General features: G+C 73.8%; 17 protein-coding genes. 12 read left to right on the forward strand and 5 right to left on the reverse strand.

Annotated elements, in window-relative coordinates:
- The first annotated feature begins 68 nt into the window (after window positions 1–68).
- A complete protein-coding gene (locus ACQP26_RS06415; protein ID WP_269701663.1) occupies window positions 69–842 on the forward strand; it encodes an enoyl-CoA hydratase-related protein in 774 nt (257 codons plus the stop codon).
- Between the two features lie 70 nt (window positions 843–912).
- Entirely contained in the window at window positions 913–2,535 is a 1,623-nt protein-coding gene (locus ACQP26_RS06420; RefSeq protein ID WP_269701662.1) for an acetolactate synthase, read from the forward strand.
- 55 nt (window positions 2,536–2,590) lie between these two features.
- On the opposite strand, the gene ACQP26_RS06425 is transcribed toward ACQP26_RS06420, so the two are convergent.
- The 3 genes from ACQP26_RS06425 to ACQP26_RS06435 are packed head-to-tail and all read right to left on the reverse strand — an operon-like array spanning window position 2,591 to window position 3,698.
- Window positions 2,591–2,989, reverse strand: a complete 399-nt coding sequence (locus tag ACQP26_RS06425) for a PLD nuclease N-terminal domain-containing protein (protein ID WP_269701661.1) — start codon at window positions 2,987–2,989, stop codon at window positions 2,591–2,593.
- Between the two features lie 26 nt (window positions 2,990–3,015).
- Window positions 3,016–3,315, reverse strand: coding sequence for a DUF202 domain-containing protein (locus ACQP26_RS06430; RefSeq protein WP_269701659.1), 300 nt, complete (start codon window positions 3,313–3,315; stop codon window positions 3,016–3,018).
- Window positions 3,312–3,698 (reverse strand): YidH family protein, encoded by a 387-nt coding sequence (locus ACQP26_RS06435; protein ID WP_269701658.1) that lies wholly within the window; start codon window positions 3,696–3,698, stop codon window positions 3,312–3,314. Before ACQP26_RS06435 ends, ACQP26_RS06430 begins: the two co-directional genes overlap by 4 nt.
- A 41-nt stretch (window positions 3,699–3,739) precedes the next feature.
- Here ACQP26_RS06435 and ACQP26_RS06440 point away from each other — a divergent pair, with 41 nt between their 5' ends.
- From ACQP26_RS06440 to ACQP26_RS06455, 4 genes are all read left to right on the forward strand, one after another.
- Entirely contained in the window at window positions 3,740–4,537 is a 798-nt protein-coding gene (locus ACQP26_RS06440) for a GNAT family N-acetyltransferase (RefSeq protein ID WP_433495210.1), read from the forward strand.
- A gap of 2 nt (window positions 4,538–4,539) precedes the next feature.
- Complete coding sequence (locus ACQP26_RS06445) at window positions 4,540–4,944, forward strand: hypothetical protein (protein ID WP_269701654.1); 405 nt, start codon at window positions 4,540–4,542, stop codon at window positions 4,942–4,944.
- A 177-nt stretch (window positions 4,945–5,121) separates the two neighbouring features.
- The gene (locus ACQP26_RS06450; RefSeq protein WP_269701652.1) at window positions 5,122–5,901 is read left to right on the forward strand and encodes an electron transfer flavoprotein subunit beta/FixA family protein; all 780 of its coding nucleotides are present in this window, start codon (window positions 5,122–5,124) and stop codon (window positions 5,899–5,901) included.
- A 12-nt stretch (window positions 5,902–5,913) separates the two neighbouring features.
- Complete coding sequence (locus tag ACQP26_RS06455; protein ID WP_281578817.1) at window positions 5,914–6,873, forward strand: electron transfer flavoprotein subunit alpha/FixB family protein; 960 nt, start codon at window positions 5,914–5,916, stop codon at window positions 6,871–6,873.
- Between the two features lie 97 nt (window positions 6,874–6,970).
- Here the strand turns inward: ACQP26_RS06455 and ACQP26_RS06460 are convergent, their stop codons facing one another.
- A complete protein-coding gene (locus tag ACQP26_RS06460) occupies window positions 6,971–7,741 on the reverse strand; it encodes an anti-sigma factor (protein ID WP_269701649.1) in 771 nt (256 codons plus the stop codon).
- On the reverse strand, window positions 7,695–8,300 hold the full coding sequence (locus ACQP26_RS06465; protein ID WP_013284457.1) for an RNA polymerase sigma factor: 606 nt from the start codon (window positions 8,298–8,300) through the stop codon (window positions 7,695–7,697). Before ACQP26_RS06465 ends, ACQP26_RS06460 begins: the two co-directional genes overlap by 47 nt.
- Window positions 8,301–8,540: 240 nt before the next feature.
- Here ACQP26_RS06465 and ACQP26_RS06470 point away from each other — a divergent pair, with 240 nt between their 5' ends.
- From ACQP26_RS06470 to ACQP26_RS06495, 6 genes are all read left to right on the forward strand, one after another.
- Window positions 8,541–9,374, forward strand: a complete 834-nt coding sequence (locus ACQP26_RS06470; RefSeq protein WP_281578815.1) for a DUF4397 domain-containing protein — start codon at window positions 8,541–8,543, stop codon at window positions 9,372–9,374.
- Window positions 9,371–10,036 carry a class F sortase gene (locus tag ACQP26_RS06475; RefSeq protein WP_281578814.1) on the forward strand — a complete coding sequence of 222 codons (666 nt, stop codon included), beginning with the start codon at window positions 9,371–9,373 and terminating at the stop codon, window positions 10,034–10,036. Before ACQP26_RS06470 ends, ACQP26_RS06475 begins: the two co-directional genes overlap by 4 nt.
- A gap of 97 nt (window positions 10,037–10,133) precedes the next feature.
- Window positions 10,134–11,309 (forward strand): cysteine desulfurase family protein, encoded by a 1,176-nt coding sequence (locus ACQP26_RS06480; protein ID WP_269701644.1) that lies wholly within the window; start codon window positions 10,134–10,136, stop codon window positions 11,307–11,309.
- Between the two features lie 37 nt (window positions 11,310–11,346).
- On the forward strand, window positions 11,347–12,423 hold the full coding sequence (gene mnmA, locus ACQP26_RS06485) for a tRNA 2-thiouridine(34) synthase MnmA (RefSeq protein WP_013284461.1): 1,077 nt from the start codon (window positions 11,347–11,349) through the stop codon (window positions 12,421–12,423).
- Window positions 12,424–12,453: 30 nt separating this feature from the next.
- A complete protein-coding gene (locus tag ACQP26_RS06490) occupies window positions 12,454–13,458 on the forward strand; it encodes a methionine synthase (RefSeq protein ID WP_433495211.1) in 1,005 nt (334 codons plus the stop codon).
- 37 nt (window positions 13,459–13,495) lie between these two features.
- Window positions 13,496–13,864 (forward strand): VOC family protein, encoded by a 369-nt coding sequence (locus tag ACQP26_RS06495; RefSeq protein WP_433495212.1) that lies wholly within the window; start codon window positions 13,496–13,498, stop codon window positions 13,862–13,864.
- The last annotated feature ends 12 nt before the right edge of the window (window positions 13,865–13,876 follow it).

Below are 13,876 nucleotides of genomic sequence, written 5' to 3' on the forward strand. Positions count from 1 at the left end.
ACACTGTCTACCCCAACGAGGCGAGCCGTAAGGTTGGCACGCGACTTCGACGAGGAAGTGAGGGCAGCGTGGGCGAGTTCGTCAGGCTGGAAGTGAAGGACGGCATCGGCACCATCCGGCTGGAGCGGCCGCCGATGAACGCGCTCAACACCCAGGTGCAGGAGGAGTTGCGCGCCGCCGCGTCGGCGGCCACCGCCGACGCCGAGGTCCGCGCCGTGATCGTGTACGGCGGCGAGAAGGTCTTCGCGGCCGGCGCGGACATCAAGGAGATGGCCGACATGTCCTACGTGGACATGGCGGAGCGTGCCGCCGACCTGTCCAGCGCGCTCGGCGCGATCTCCCGTATCCCCAAGCCGGTCGTGGCCGCGATCACCGGGTACGCGCTCGGCGGCGGCTGCGAGCTGGCGCTGGCCTGCGACTGGCGGATCGTCGCCGAGGACGCCAAGCTCGGCCAGCCGGAGATCAAGCTCGGCATCATCCCGGGCGCCGGTGGCACCCAGCGACTGGCCCGGCTGGTCGGTCCGGCCCGCGCCAAGGACCTGATCATGACCGGGCGGATGATCGACGCCGCCGAGGCGCTGCGGATCGGCCTGGCCGACCGGGTGGTCCCGGCCGCCGAGGTCTACGACGCCGCGGTGGCGTACGTGAAGCCGTTCCTGACCGGGCCGGCGCAGGCGCTGCGGGCGGCGAAGGCAGCGGTGGACGCGGGTCTGGACATGGACCTCACCTCGGGCCTGGCGTGGGAGAGTCAGCTCTTCGCGGCGCTGTTCGCCACCGACGACCGGCGCGAGGGCATGACCGCGTTCGTGGAGAAGCGCAAGCCGGGCTTCACCGGCCGCTGACGCGAGGGCTGTTCACATCTGCTGTACCGGCCAGTAACGTGACCCCGGTCGGTCGATGAAGGGGAATGGCATGACGGAACGGGTCGAGGGCCACGGCGGCGATCTGGCGCTCGCGGCACTACGGGCGCACGGCGTACGGGAGATGTTCACGCTCTCCGGCGGGCACGTCTTCCCGCTCTACGACGCCGCCCACAAGGCGGGCTTCCCCCTCTACGACGTGCGGCACGAGCAGTCCGCCGTGTTCGCCGCCGAGGCGGTGGCCAAGCTCCAGCGCCGCCCCGGCCTGGCCGTGCTCACCGCCGGCCCCGGCGTCACCAACGGCGTCTCCGGCCTGACCAGCGCGTTCTTCAACGCCTCGCCGGTGCTGGTGCTCGGCGGGCGGGCCCCGCAGTTCCGCTGGGGCTCGGGCAGCCTCCAGGAGATGGACCACCTGCCGCTCGTCGCGCCGGTGACCAAGCACGCCGAGACGGTGTTCAGCGCCGACGACATCCCGCGCGCGGTGTCGGCGGCGCTGACCACCGCGCTCACCCCGCACCGGGGCCCGGTGTTCCTGGACTTCCCGCTGGAGGCGGTCTTCTCCGTCGGTGACGCCGACCTGCCGGCGGTCACGCCGCCGGCGCCGATCGAGCCGGACCCGGACGAGGTCGCGAAGGCGGCCCGCCTGATCGCCGGCGCGTCCCGGCCGGTGATCATCGCCGGCTCCGACGTGTACGCGGGCGACGCCGTCGAGGCGCTGCGTGCCGCCGCCGAGTCGCTGCGGGTGCCGGTGTTCACCAACGGGATGGGCCGGGGCGCGCTGCCGCCGGAGCACCCGCTCGCCTTCGCCAAGGCCCGCCGGGTCGCGCTCAAGGGCGCCGACGTGGTCGTGGTGATCGGCACCCCGCTGGACTTCCGGCTCTCCTTCGGCGACTTCGGCGACGCCCAGGTCGTGCACGTGGTGGACGCGCCCAGCCAGCGCGCCGGGCACGTGCAGCCGGCCGCCGCGCCGGCCGGTGACCTGCGGCTGATCCTCGGCGCGTTCGCCGACCACGCCGGTGACCGGGCCGACCACGCCGACTGGATCGCCGAGCTGCGGACCGCCGAGGACGCGGCGAAGGCCCGCGACGCGGAGGAGATGGCCGCCGAGAGCGACCCGATCCGCCCGGCCCGGGTCTACGGCGAGCTTCGCAAGGCGCTCGCCCCGGACGCCATCACCATCGGCGACGGCGGCGACTTCGTGTCGTACGCCGGTCGGTACCTGGAGCCGGCCCAGCCCGGCACCTGGCTCGACCCCGGCCCGTACGGGTGCCTCGGCACCGGCATGGGCTACGCGATGGGCGCCCGGGTCAGCCACCCGGACCGGCAGATCTGCGTGCTGATGGGCGACGGCGCGGCCGGCTTCTCGCTGATGGACGTGGAGTCGCTGGTCCGGCAGAAGCTGCCGGTGGTTATCGTGGTCGGCAACAACGGCATCTGGGGGCTGGAGAAGCACCCGATGCGGGCGATGTACGGCTACGACGTGGCCGCGGACCTCCAGCCAGGGCTGCGCTACGACAAGGTGGTCGAGGCGCTGGGCGGCGCGGGCGAGACGGTGGAGAAGGCCGCAGACCTCGGGCCCGCGCTGGGGCGCGCGTTCGACTCGGGCGTGCCGTACCTGGTGAACGTGCTGACCGACCCGGCCGACGCGTACCCCCGGTCGTCGAACCTGGCCTGACCACGGCGCGTGTGGGCCGTCCGCCGGGGGACCGGCGGGCGGCCCGCGGCGCGTGTCAGACCTCGGGGCGGTCCCGGTCGTCCGGGCGGCCCCGCAGCTCCTCCTCGCGGCGGCGCAGGTCCTCCTCCCACAGCCGCAGCCGTTCCTGGTCCTCGCGGCGGGACCGCTCGTCGAGCGAGGCGAGGAACTCCGGGTCGTCGTCCGGGGCGAGCGGGCGGCGGGCCGGCGCGGCGGGACGGGTCGTCCCGGTGACACCGGCGGCCCCGGCCGGGCGTTCGCGGCCCACGAGGAACCAGGCGATCGAGCCGACCAGCGGGAAGAACAGAATGATCAGCACCCAGATCATCCGGGGCAGCGCCTTGACCTTCTCCTCGTCGGCGGAGAGGCAGCTGATCAGCGCGCACACGGCGAGGACGATCTGGACCAGGAAGAGCAGCACGTAGAGGCGGGCCATGCCTCATGATGGCTCACCGCCGCTCGTCAGCGCACCCCGCCGAGTACGTGCGCCACACCGAGCGCTGCCAGCCCGGCCGCGCCGAGCGCGGTCAGCGGCACCGACCAGCTGTCGAACCGGCGAGGTCCGGTGCCGGTGGCCCGGTGCCACGTCACCACCAGTACGGCGAGCCAGACCAGGAGCGCCGCCCCGGTCAGCAGCGCGTCGAGGACGCGGCCGGTGAACGCCTGCCGCAGCTGCAGCAGCAGCACCGCGGTCAGCGTGAGCAGCGTCCGCCGCCAGGCCAGCCGGGTGCGCTCGGGTTGCAGGCCGGGGTCACGGATCACCCTGCGCCACCCAGCAGCACGGCGGCCACCAGCAGCAGCGCACCGATCGCGACGACGAGCGCCAGCACGGCCGGGAAGCGGGACGCGGGCAACTCCTCGTTCAGCCGCATGGCGCGTTCGGTGCGCGCCCAGTGGTCGACGGCCCGGATCGAGACGGCCGCGCCGAGCAGCAGCAGCGCGATCGCGAGCGCCTCGCGCAGGTGGGCCAGGCGCAGCGGCGGGAGGAACTGAGCGGCGGCCAGCCCGCCGGCCACCAGCGCGAGCCCTGTTCGCAGCCAGGCCAGGAAGGTCCGTTCGTTCGCCAGCGAGAAGCGGTAGTCCGGCGGGGTGCCGACCGAACGCAGCTCACGCGGGTCGAACCAGCTCTTGATCGACTCCCACACGCTGCCGATTATCCGCTTTGCCCCGCGCCTAGCCTGGGGGGATGACCGGTCTTGACGCGCGCGAGCTGCGCGACGCCTACGACGCCCGGATCCGACCGGAGCTGCCGGACCCGCTGCCGGACGGGGTGACGGTGGAGCGGGACGGACCGCTGTTCCGCGTGCTGGGCCTCGACCACCGGGGCTTCCTCACCTACCGGACGCTCGACGGGCTGGCCGGCGCCGAGCTGGACGCGCTGATCGCCCGGCAGGTCGAGGTCTTCCGGGCCCGGGGCGAGGCGGTCGAGTGGAAGCTCGCCGGTCACGACGAGCCGGCCGACCTGGGCGACCGGCTGCGCGCCGCCGGGTTCGTGCCGGAGGACCAGGAGACGGTAGTGGTCGGCCCGGTCGCGCCGCTCGCCGCCGCCGTCCCGGTGCTCCCCGAGGGGGTACGCCTGCGCGAGGTCACCAGCCGGGCCGACCTGGAACGGATCGCCGCCATGGAGGAGGAGGTCTGGCGGGAGGACCGCAGCCACCTGGTGTACGGGCTGGCCCGGGAGATCGAGGCCGATCCGCAGTCGATCACGATCGTGGTGGCCGAGGCGGGGGAGACTGTGGTCAGCGCGGGCTGGATCCGCTACCAGCGCGGCACCGGCTTCGCCAGCCTCTGGGGCGGCTCGACGCTGCCGCAGTGGCGCAAGAAGGGCATCTACCGGGCGCTCGTGGCGTACCGGGCGCGGCTGGCGCAGCAGCGCGGCAAGACGCTGCTGCAGGTGGACTGCTCGCCGGACAGCCGGCCCATCCTCGAGCGGCTCGGGCTCGTTGCGGTCACCACCTCCACGCCGTACGTCTACACTCCGTGATCATGGAACGGTTGACGGCGGACGAGCGGCTCACCCTGAAGACCGGCGCGTTCGGTGCCGTGTTCCTGGTCTCCAACGCCGTACCGGGCGTGCTGGCCATGGTGCGGGAGAGCTTCGCCGCCTCCGGCGCGCTCGCCGAGGTGGGGGGCGTGGTCAAGGAGGCGCTCACCACCGGGCCGCTGCCGCAGCTCCCCCGGGACTCGGCCCTGGAGGTCGAGTCGGTGGTGCTGCCCGCGCTGGGCCGGTCGGTGGAGATCCTGCGCGCCAAGTCGCCGGGTGACGTCGAGACGTACCGGTCGGTGGTGCTGGCCGCGGCGGATCGGGTGGCGCAGGCACACCGGGGGATCGAGCCGGCCGAGGCGGCGGCGATCGAGAAGATCCGGCAGGCGCTGACCGAGGCGGCGTGACGGTGGTGAGTTGCGTCACTCCGGGCCGCGGGGGCGGCCATGCTACTTGCGGGTAACATTGCGCTCGTGGGGAAGTGCACAGCTGCCCGCGGTTGACCCACGTTGCGTCACGCGGGAGGCTGCGCCCGTGACCGGGCGAGTGATCGCTACACCAAACAGGAGGGTCGTCGAAGCGCGATGAACATCGTCGTACTCGTCAAGCAGGTGCCCGATTCGGGCGCGGACCGCAACCTGCGTTCTGACGACAACACCGTCGACCGCGGTTCGGCGAACAACGTCATCAACGAGATGGACGAGTACGCCATCGAGGAGGCGTTGAAGATCAAGGAGGCGCACGGCGGCGAGGTCACCATCCTGACCATGGGTCCGGACCGGGCGACCGAGTCGATCCGCAAGGCGCTCTCCATGGGCCCGGACAAGGCCGTCCACGTGGTGGACGACGCCCTGCACGGCTCCTGCGCGGTGGCCACCTCGAAGGTGCTCGCCGCCGCCCTCGGGCAGCTCAACGCCGACCTGGTCATCTGCGGCGCCGAGTCGACCGACGGCCGGGTGCAGGTCATGCCGCACATGATCGCCGAGCGGCTGGGCGTGGCCGCCCTGACCGGCGCGCGCAAGCTCACCGTCGACGGGTCCAGCCTGACCGTCGAGCGGCAGACCGAGGAGGGCTACGAGGTGGTCACCGCCTCGACCCCGGCCGTGGTCTCCGTCTGGGACACCATCAACGAGCCGCGCTACCCGTCCTTCAAGGGCATCATGGCCGCGAAGAAGAAGCCGGTGCAGACGCTCTCCCTGGGCGACCTGGGTGTGGCCCCGGCTGAGGTGGGCTTCGACGGCGCCACCAGCGCCGTGGTCGAGCACTCCAAGCGCCCGCCGCGCTCCGGCGGCGAGAAGATCACCGACGAGGGCGACGGCGGCGTGAAGCTGGTCGAGTTCCTCGCCACCGAGAAGTTCGTGTGAGAGGTCTGGGACATGTCTGAGGTTCTCGTCGTCGTCGAAGCCACCAAGGAGTTCGGCGTCAAGAAGGTCACCCTCGAGATGCTCACCCTCGCCCGCGAGCTGGGCACCCCGAGCGCCGTCGTCCTCGGTGGCGCCGGTGCCGCCGAGGCGCTGAGCGCCAAGCTGGGCGAGTACGGCGCGGAGAAGATCTACGCCGCCGAGGGTGAGGAGATCGACGGCTACCTGGTCGCCCCGAAGGCCACCGTGGTCGCCGAGCTGGTCAAGCGGGTCCAGCCCGCCGCCGTGCTGCTCGCCTCGTCGCAGGAGGGCAAGGAGATCGCCGCCCGCCTCGCGGTCAAGCTGGACAACGGCATCCTGACCGACGTGGTCGGCCTGGCCGCCGACGGCACCGCGACCCAGGTCGCGTTCGCCGGCTCCACCATCGTCAAGTCCAAGGTCACCAAGGGCCTGCCGCTGGTCACCGTCCGGCCGAACTCGCTCGCCCCGGCCCCGGCCGCGGCGACCCCGGCCGTCGAGCAGCTCACCGTGTCGGTCACCGACGCGGACAAGCTCGCCAAGGTCGTCGAGCGGGTCGCCGAGCAGAAGGGCTCCCGCCCCGAGCTGACCGAGGCGTCGGTCGTCGTCTCCGGCGGTCGCGGTGTCGGCAACGCCGACAACTTCAAGCTGGTCGAGGAGATGGCCGACCTGCTCGGCGGCGCGGTCGGCGCGTCCCGCGCGGCGGTCGACTCCGGCTACTACCCGCACCAGTTCCAGGTCGGCCAGACCGGCAAGACGGTCTCCCCGCAGCTCTACGTCGCGCTGGGCATCTCCGGCGCGATCCAGCACCGGGCCGGCATGCAGACCTCGAAGACCATCGTCGCGGTGAACAAGGACGCCGAGGCGCCGATCTTCGAGCTGGCCGACTACGGCGTCGTCGGCGACCTGTTCAAGGTCGTCCCGCAGGCCGCCGAGGAGATCCGCAAGCGCAAGTGAGCGTCGCGTGACAGAAGGCCGCCGCCCGGTGCACCGGGCGGCGGCCTTTCTCGTGGGGAGCTGATCGGCGGGCCGGGGAGCTGAGCCGGCCCGCCGATCAGCCCGTCAGGGTGCCCCTCAGCAGGCTGTCGCCGGAGTGGGCGGGCTTGTTGTCGTACTGCTCCGCGCTGATGTCGACCACGGTGTAGGTGCGCAGGTCGACGTTCGGGGGAATCGGCAGGAGCGCGTCCCCTGATCCGTTGCTCAGCGTACCCACGGAGAACATTTCCATCGTGTTCGGATCGATCAGCCAGACCTCGTAGTACCCCGGAACGGTCGGGAGATTCGTCACGTGCAGATGCAATCGGTTGTCACCGAGCACCCGCGCGTCGCCGGAGGCCTCCTTCGGTGTCGACCCGAACGCCGCGAGCGGCGCGCTGGCCAGCACCTGCGGCTGCGGATCGGCGGGCTCGCCGCCACCGCCGAGCACCGCTGCGGTGCCCGCCACACCGATCACCGCGGCAGCGGCGGCGGTGACCGCCGTGGTCGCCCACCCCGGCCGGCGCCGGCTGCGGCGCGGACGACGTGCGACGACGGGTACGGCGGCCGGCTCCACCGGGTCGGCCGGGCGCGGCAGGCGCCGCTCGGTCAGCGCCGGCAGCTGCTCGGCGGCCCGGACCTCGGCCATGATGCCCTGCCAGATGTGCTCCGGCGGGTCGGGCAGATCGGCCAGACCCTGGGTGCCCGCGCCGAGCCCGGCGACGTGCTGGAGTGTCTCCACCTCGCCCCGGCAGTGGTCGCAGGTGTCCAGATGGGTGGCCTCGCCGTCAGCCGCCTCGCTCTCACCGAGCGCCAGAAAGACCAGCCGGTCGTGGTCCAGGTGCTGCACCGTCCACCTCCCATCTGCGTTTCAGGCTCTGCATGCCGCGTCTGATGTGACTCTTGACAGTGCCTAACGGCACGCCGGTCACCGCCGCGATCTGCTGGTGTGTCAGGTCGTCGTAGAACGCCAGCTCGAGCATCCGACGTTGTTCGTCGGGGAGCCGGGCCAGCTCGTCGGCGACCACCAGCCGGTCGACAACGGTGTCCGGGTCGGGACCGGTCGAGACCGGCTCCGGCAGTTGCTTCACCGTCTCGACCACGCGCGTCTCCCGGGCCGAGGCCCGGATCCGGTCGACCACCTTGCGCCGCCCGATCCCGAGCAGCCAGCCGACCAGTGAGCCTTTCGCCGGGTCGAACGTCTCCCGGCCGAGCCAGGCGGCGACGAACGTCGCCTGGGTCACGTCTTCGGCGTCGCTGCGGTTCACAAGCGTCGTGGTGGCCAGGTGCAGCACCGCTCGCCCGTACCTGTCGTACGCCTCTCGCAGGGCCGCCTCGTCGCCGTCGCGGAACCGGGTGGCGAGGTCGTCCTCGCCCGGCGGTTCGGGGCCCTGCCTCGCCGCCGTCACCGGGCGGCTCGCCTTCCGTGGGGCATGCCCGACTGTAACTCCCACAGCCACCGCCCCACTCTCCCGGTGTGTCCGTCACAACCCTCGTCACCTCTCCTTCGTCCCGGCGGGGTCCGCCGGATGCGTCCGGAGACGGGAAAAAGAAATCGGATCCGGGCGCATCCGGGGGCGACGGAGCCGGCGTAACCCGTTCTGCAAGCCAGGCCTGACGAATCAGCATCAATCACCAGGAGGCAGACAATGCAGTACGCGATGTTCCGTCGGGTCGCCGCGGGCGGCGCGGTGGCCGCCCTCACCTTCGCCGGCGTCGGCGCCGCCACCATGAGCCCCGCCTACGCCGCCTCGTCGAAGGTCTCCGTGGTCCACGGCATCCCGGACACCCCGGTCGACGTGTACGTCAACGGCGAGAAGACGCTGAACAACTTCAAGCCCGGCGACGTCGCCGGTCCGCTCACCCTGCCCGAGGGGGACTACGACATCGCCCTGACCAAGCCGGGCGAGGCGATCGACAAGGCGATCCTGAAGGTGGACGACGCCGCGGTGCCGGGCGGAGCGAACATCAGCCTCGCCGCCCACCTGAGCGCCGACGGAAACCCGCAGATCACCCCGTTCGTCAACGACGTGTCCAAGGTGGGCGCCGGCAAGGCCCGGCTGATCGTCCGGCACACCGCGGCCGCACCGGCCGTCGACGTGCGGGCCGGCGGCGAGCCGGTCTTCGAGGACCTGACCAACCCGAAGGAGGCCAAGGCGGACGTGGCCGCCGGCTCGGTGAAGGCGGACGTGGTGCTCGCCGGCACCGACACCGTCGCCATCGGCCCGGCCGACCTGAACCTGAAGGAGGGCACCGCCACCATCGTCTACGCCATCGGCTCGGCCGAGGCCAAGAACCTGAGCGTGGTGGCCCAGACCATCAACGGCCTGCACTCGGCGCCGGGCGGCGTGCCCAGCGGCACCGGCGGCCAGGCCGGCACCGGCGTGGACACCTGGTGGTACGTGCTGGCCGGGGCCGGCGTGCTGCTCCTGGTCGGCGGCGGGGCGCGGGTGGCGGCAACCGCCCGGGCCGGTCGCCGGTGACGGTGCGCAACCGCGGGGCGCTGGCGGCGATGGCCGCCGGCGCCGCCGCGCTCACCCTGGCGACAGTGGTGGCGTGCGGCTCCGAGCCCGCCGGGGACGTCGGCGGCGACGAGGTGACGGCGCTGGCGAGTGCCACACCCACGCCGGCGGCCTCGGCGACCGGCGGCGGCTCGGTCCCGGTGAACCCGGGCACGCTGCCCGGCGACAGCGAGATCGTGCCGCCGGTGAAGCTGAGCATCCCGCCGATCCGGGTCACCGCGACAGTCAACCCGGTGGGCGTCAACGAGCGCACCGACGAGTTCGAGGTGCCGCCCAGCGTGGACCAGGTCGGCTGGTACCGCTACGGTCCGGGGCTGGAGGCCGATGCCGGCTCGGTGGTGATCGCCGGGCACGTGGACAGCGCCGAGCAGGGCAAGGGGGCGTTCTTCCGGCTCCGCGAGCTGGGCCAGGGGGACAAGCTCACCGCCACCGGCTCGGACGGCCGGGAGCGCTCGTACCGGGTGGTGGCCCGGGAGGAGTACCGGAAGTCGAAGATCCCGCTGGAGCGGTACTTCGCCCGCGACGGGAAGCCCCGCCTCACGCTGATCACCTGCGGCGGGCCGTTCGACGCGAAGACCCGCAGCTACCGGGACAACATCGTGATCACGGCGGTTCCCGCGTGATCGCGGCCGTTCCGTCGTGAGCGGCCGGACCGCCCCGGGTGGGACGGGGCGGTCCGGCCCCCGGTGCCGGGCGCGCAGGCCGTTAGGCTGAACGGTGATGGCATACCTTGATCACGCGGCGACGACCCCGATGCTGGACGAGGCACTCGAGGCGTACGTCGCTGTCGCCCGCGAGGTCGGCAACCCGTCCTCGCTGCACGCGGCGGGTCGCCGGGCCCGGCGACGGGTGGAGGAGTCCCGCGAGCGGGTGGCCGCGGCGCTCGGTGCCCGCCCCTCCGAGGTGATCTTCACCGGCGGCGGGACGGAGAGCGACAACCTCGCCGTGAAGGGCGTCTTCTGGGCCCGCCGCGCCGCCCGGCCCGACCGGGTCCGGGTGGTCTCCAGCGCGGTCGAGCACCACGCTGTGCTGGACGCGGTGGACTGGCTGGTCGAGCACGAGGGCGCGCAGGCCGGCTGGCTCCCGGTCGACGCGGCCGGGCGGCTCGACCCGGAGCGCCTGCGCGCCGAGCTGGCCGAGCACGGCGAGCGCGTCGCGGTGGTCACCGCCATGTGGGCCAACAACGAGGTGGGCACCGTCCAGCCGGTGGCCGAGCTGGCCGCCGTCGCCGCCGCGCACGGGGTGCCGTTCCACACCGACGCCATCCAGGCGGTCGGGCAGGTGCCTGTCGACTTCGCCGCCAGCGGCGTGTCGGCGCTCACCGTGACCGGGCACAAGCTCGGCGGGCCGACCGGCGTGGGCGCGCTGCTGCTGGCCCGCGACGTGGCGGCCACCCCGCTGCTGCACGGCGGCGGCCAGGAGCGCGACGTCCGCTCCGGGACGCTCGACACCGCGGGCATCGTCGCGTTCGCGGTCGCCGTCGAGGCCGCGGTGAAGGGCCAGCAGGAGTACGCGGCCCGCGTCGCCGCGCTCCGCGACGAGCTGGTCGAGCGGGTCCGGCAGGCAGTCCCCGAGGTGATCTTCAACGGCGACCCGGCCGACCGGCTCCCCGGCAACGCGCACTTCTCCTTCCCCGGCTGCGAGGGGGACGCGCTGCTGCTGCTCCTGGACGCCCAGGGCATCGCCTGCTCGACCGGGTCGGCCTGCTCCGCCGGGGTGGCCCAGCCCTCGCACGTCCTGCTGGCGATGGGCGCCGACGACGACCGGGCCCGGTCCTCGCTGCGCTTCACGCTCGGGCACACGAGCACCGGCGCGGACGTGGACGCGCTCATCGCCGCGCTGCCCGCCGCGGTCGAGCGGGCCCGCCGCGCGGCCGCCCTCCGTACGCCCCGCTGACCCGGATACGCTCGGTGAGGACGAGGGGAGTGGGCCGGTGAGGGTTCTGGCGGCGATGTCGGGCGGGGTGGACTCCGCCGTCGCGGCGGCACGGGCGGTGGAGGCCGGGCACGACGTGACGGGCGTGCACCTGGCCCTGGCCCGCAACCCGCAGACGTACCGCACCGGCGCCCGGGGCTGCTGCACGCTGGAGGACTCCCGGGACGCCCGGCGCGCCGCCGACGTGCTCGGCATCCCGTTCTACGTGTGGGACATGGCCGACCGGTTCCACGACGACGTGGTGGACGACTTCGTGGCCGAGTACGCCGCCGGGCGTACCCCGAATCCCTGCCTGCGCTGCAACGAGAAGATCAAGTTCGCCGCGGTGCTGGACCGGGCCGTGGCCCTGGGCTTCGACGCGGTGGTGACCGGCCACCACGCCCGGCTCGGCGCGGACGGCCTGCTGCGGCGCAGCGTCGACGCGGCCAAGGACCAGTCGTACGTGCTGGCGGTGCTGACCCGCGCGCAGCTCGACCGGTCCATCTTCCCGTTGGGCGACTCGACGAAGGCCGAGGTACGCGCGGAGGCCGCCCGGCGCGGCCTCGCGGTGGCCGACAAGCCCGACTCGCACGACATCTGCTTCATCGCCGACGGCGACACCCGCGGCTTCCTCGCGGAGCGGCTCGGTGAGGCGCCGGGCCAGGTGGTGGACGCGCTCACCGGCGCTGTGGTGGGCAGCCACAGCGGTGCCTACCAGTACACCGTCGGGCAGCGGCGCGGCCTGCACCTGGACCGCCCGGCGCCGGACGGCCGCCCCCGCTACGTGCTGTCCATCACCCCGACCACCAACACGGTCACCGTCGGCCCGGCCGAGGCGCTGGAGGTCTCGGACGTGCGCGCCACCCGCCCGGTGTGGACCGGCGGGCCGCGCCCGGACGGGCCGGTCGAGTGCGAGGTGCAGCTGCGGGCACACGGCGACGTGGTGCCGGCCGCCGTCGAGGTGGACGCCGACGGCCTGCGCGCCTCGCTGCGCCGCCCGGTCCGCGGTGTGGCCGCCGGCCAGGCGATCGTGGCCTACCGGCCGGACCCGGCCGGCGACGTGGTCCTCGGCTCGGCCACCATCACCGCTGCCTGACCGGCGACGGGCAGCGGATAGGCTGCGGCCGTGACTGAGCAGGCGTGGCCCTGGCCCACCGGCGCGGCGACCGGGATCGGGTCGCTGCCCGGCACCGACATCGCCGAGGCGCAGCGGATCGTGCTCGGTGAGCTGCCCGCCCTGCCGCACCTGCCCGAACTGCCCGCCCGAGGGCCGGGCGCGGACCTCGTCGGCCGTACCGCCGGTCTGCTCGTCGAACTCCCGGTCGAGCTGTACGCGGCCCGCTGGCGCATCGCCCCGCGCCCCGGCCGGGACCTGCGCCGCGCCCGCGACCTGATGGAACGCGACCTCGACCAGCTCGCCGAGCAGGCCGAGGAGTACGCCGGCCCGGTCAAGGTCCAGGCCGCCGGGCCGTTCACCCTGGCCGCCGCGCTGGAGTTGCCGATCGGCGGCCGGATGCTTCGCGACCCCGGCGCGGTACGCGACCTCGCCGGTTCGCTCGGCGAAGGGCTGCGCGGGCACGTCGAGGCGGTGACCCGGCGGCTTCCCCTCGCCTCGGTGCTGCTCCAGCTCGACGAGCCGTCCCTGCCGGCCGTGCTGGCCGGCCGGGTGCCCACCGAGAGCGGCTTCGGCACCCACCGTCCGGTGGAGACCGAGGTCGCGCGGGCGCTGCTGCGCGACGTGATCGAGGCGGCCGGCGTCCCGGCGCTCGTGCACTGCTGCGCGCCGGACGTACCGCTGGAGCTGATCCGCTCCGCCGGTGCGGCGGGCGTCGCGCTCGACCTGTCGCTCGTCACCGACCTCGACCCGCTCGGCGAGGCGATCGACGCCGGGCTCGGCCTGCTCGCCGGCGCCGCGCCGACGCTGCCGCCGCCGTCCGGCCGGGCGCCGACGTCGGCCCAGGTCGCCGACCGGGTGCGGCGGGTCTGGGACCAGCTCGGCTTCCCCCGCCGCCGGCTGGCCGAGCAGGTGGTGGTCACCCCCGCGTGCGGCCTGGCCGGCGCCACCCCGGGGTACGCCCGCGCGGTGCTCACGGCCTGCCGCGACGCGGGCCGGCGGCTCGCCGAGGACTGACGTTTTTCCGTCGTACCCGCCGGGCACGATGACCGGCATGATTGGACGACTGCGTTCCACAGTGATCGACTGTCCCGATCCGCACGCGCTCGCCGCCTTCTACTCCGAGCTGCTCGGCCTGCCGCTGGTGGAGGAGGACTCCGACGGCGACGAGTGGGTGGTGCTCGGCGGCCCGCCCGGGCACCAGCCGCGGGTCGCCTTCCAGCGGGCGCCCGGCCTGCGCGCCCCCGACTGGCCCAACCCGGCCCGGCCGCAGCAGTTCCACCTCGACGTGACAGTCGACGACATCGAAGCGGCCGAGAAGGCGGCGCTGGCACTCGGCGCACGGCGGCTCCCCGGTGAGGGGGAGGGCTTCCGGGTCTACGCCGACCCGGCCGGCCACCCGTTCTGCCTCTGCTGGGACTGACCTTCCGCCACT

Source organism: Micromonospora sp. CA-248089, from assembly GCF_050948515.1.
Lineage (GTDB): Bacteria > Actinomycetota > Actinomycetes > Mycobacteriales > Micromonosporaceae > Micromonospora.

Coding starts and splice junctions, on each gene's coding strand:
- ACQP26_RS06495 (WP_433495212.1), top strand. CDS start 13,496: ATGATTGGACGACTGCGTTCCACAGTGATCGACTGTCCCGATCCGCAC.
- ACQP26_RS06440 (WP_433495210.1), top strand. CDS start 3,740: ATGACCGGTCTTGACGCGCGCGAGCTGCGCGACGCCTACGACGCCCGG.
- ACQP26_RS06470 (WP_281578815.1), top strand. CDS start 8,541: ATGCAGTACGCGATGTTCCGTCGGGTCGCCGCGGGCGGCGCGGTGGCC.
- ACQP26_RS06425 (WP_269701661.1), bottom strand. CDS start 2,989: ATGGCCCGCCTCTACGTGCTGCTCTTCCTGGTCCAGATCGTCCTCGCC.
- ACQP26_RS06450 (WP_269701652.1), top strand. CDS start 5,122: ATGAACATCGTCGTACTCGTCAAGCAGGTGCCCGATTCGGGCGCGGAC.
- ACQP26_RS06455 (WP_281578817.1), top strand. CDS start 5,914: ATGTCTGAGGTTCTCGTCGTCGTCGAAGCCACCAAGGAGTTCGGCGTC.
- ACQP26_RS06445 (WP_269701654.1), top strand. CDS start 4,540: ATGGAACGGTTGACGGCGGACGAGCGGCTCACCCTGAAGACCGGCGCG.
- ACQP26_RS06420 (WP_269701662.1), top strand. CDS start 913: ATGACGGAACGGGTCGAGGGCCACGGCGGCGATCTGGCGCTCGCGGCA.
- ACQP26_RS06480 (WP_269701644.1), top strand. CDS start 10,134: ATGGCATACCTTGATCACGCGGCGACGACCCCGATGCTGGACGAGGCA.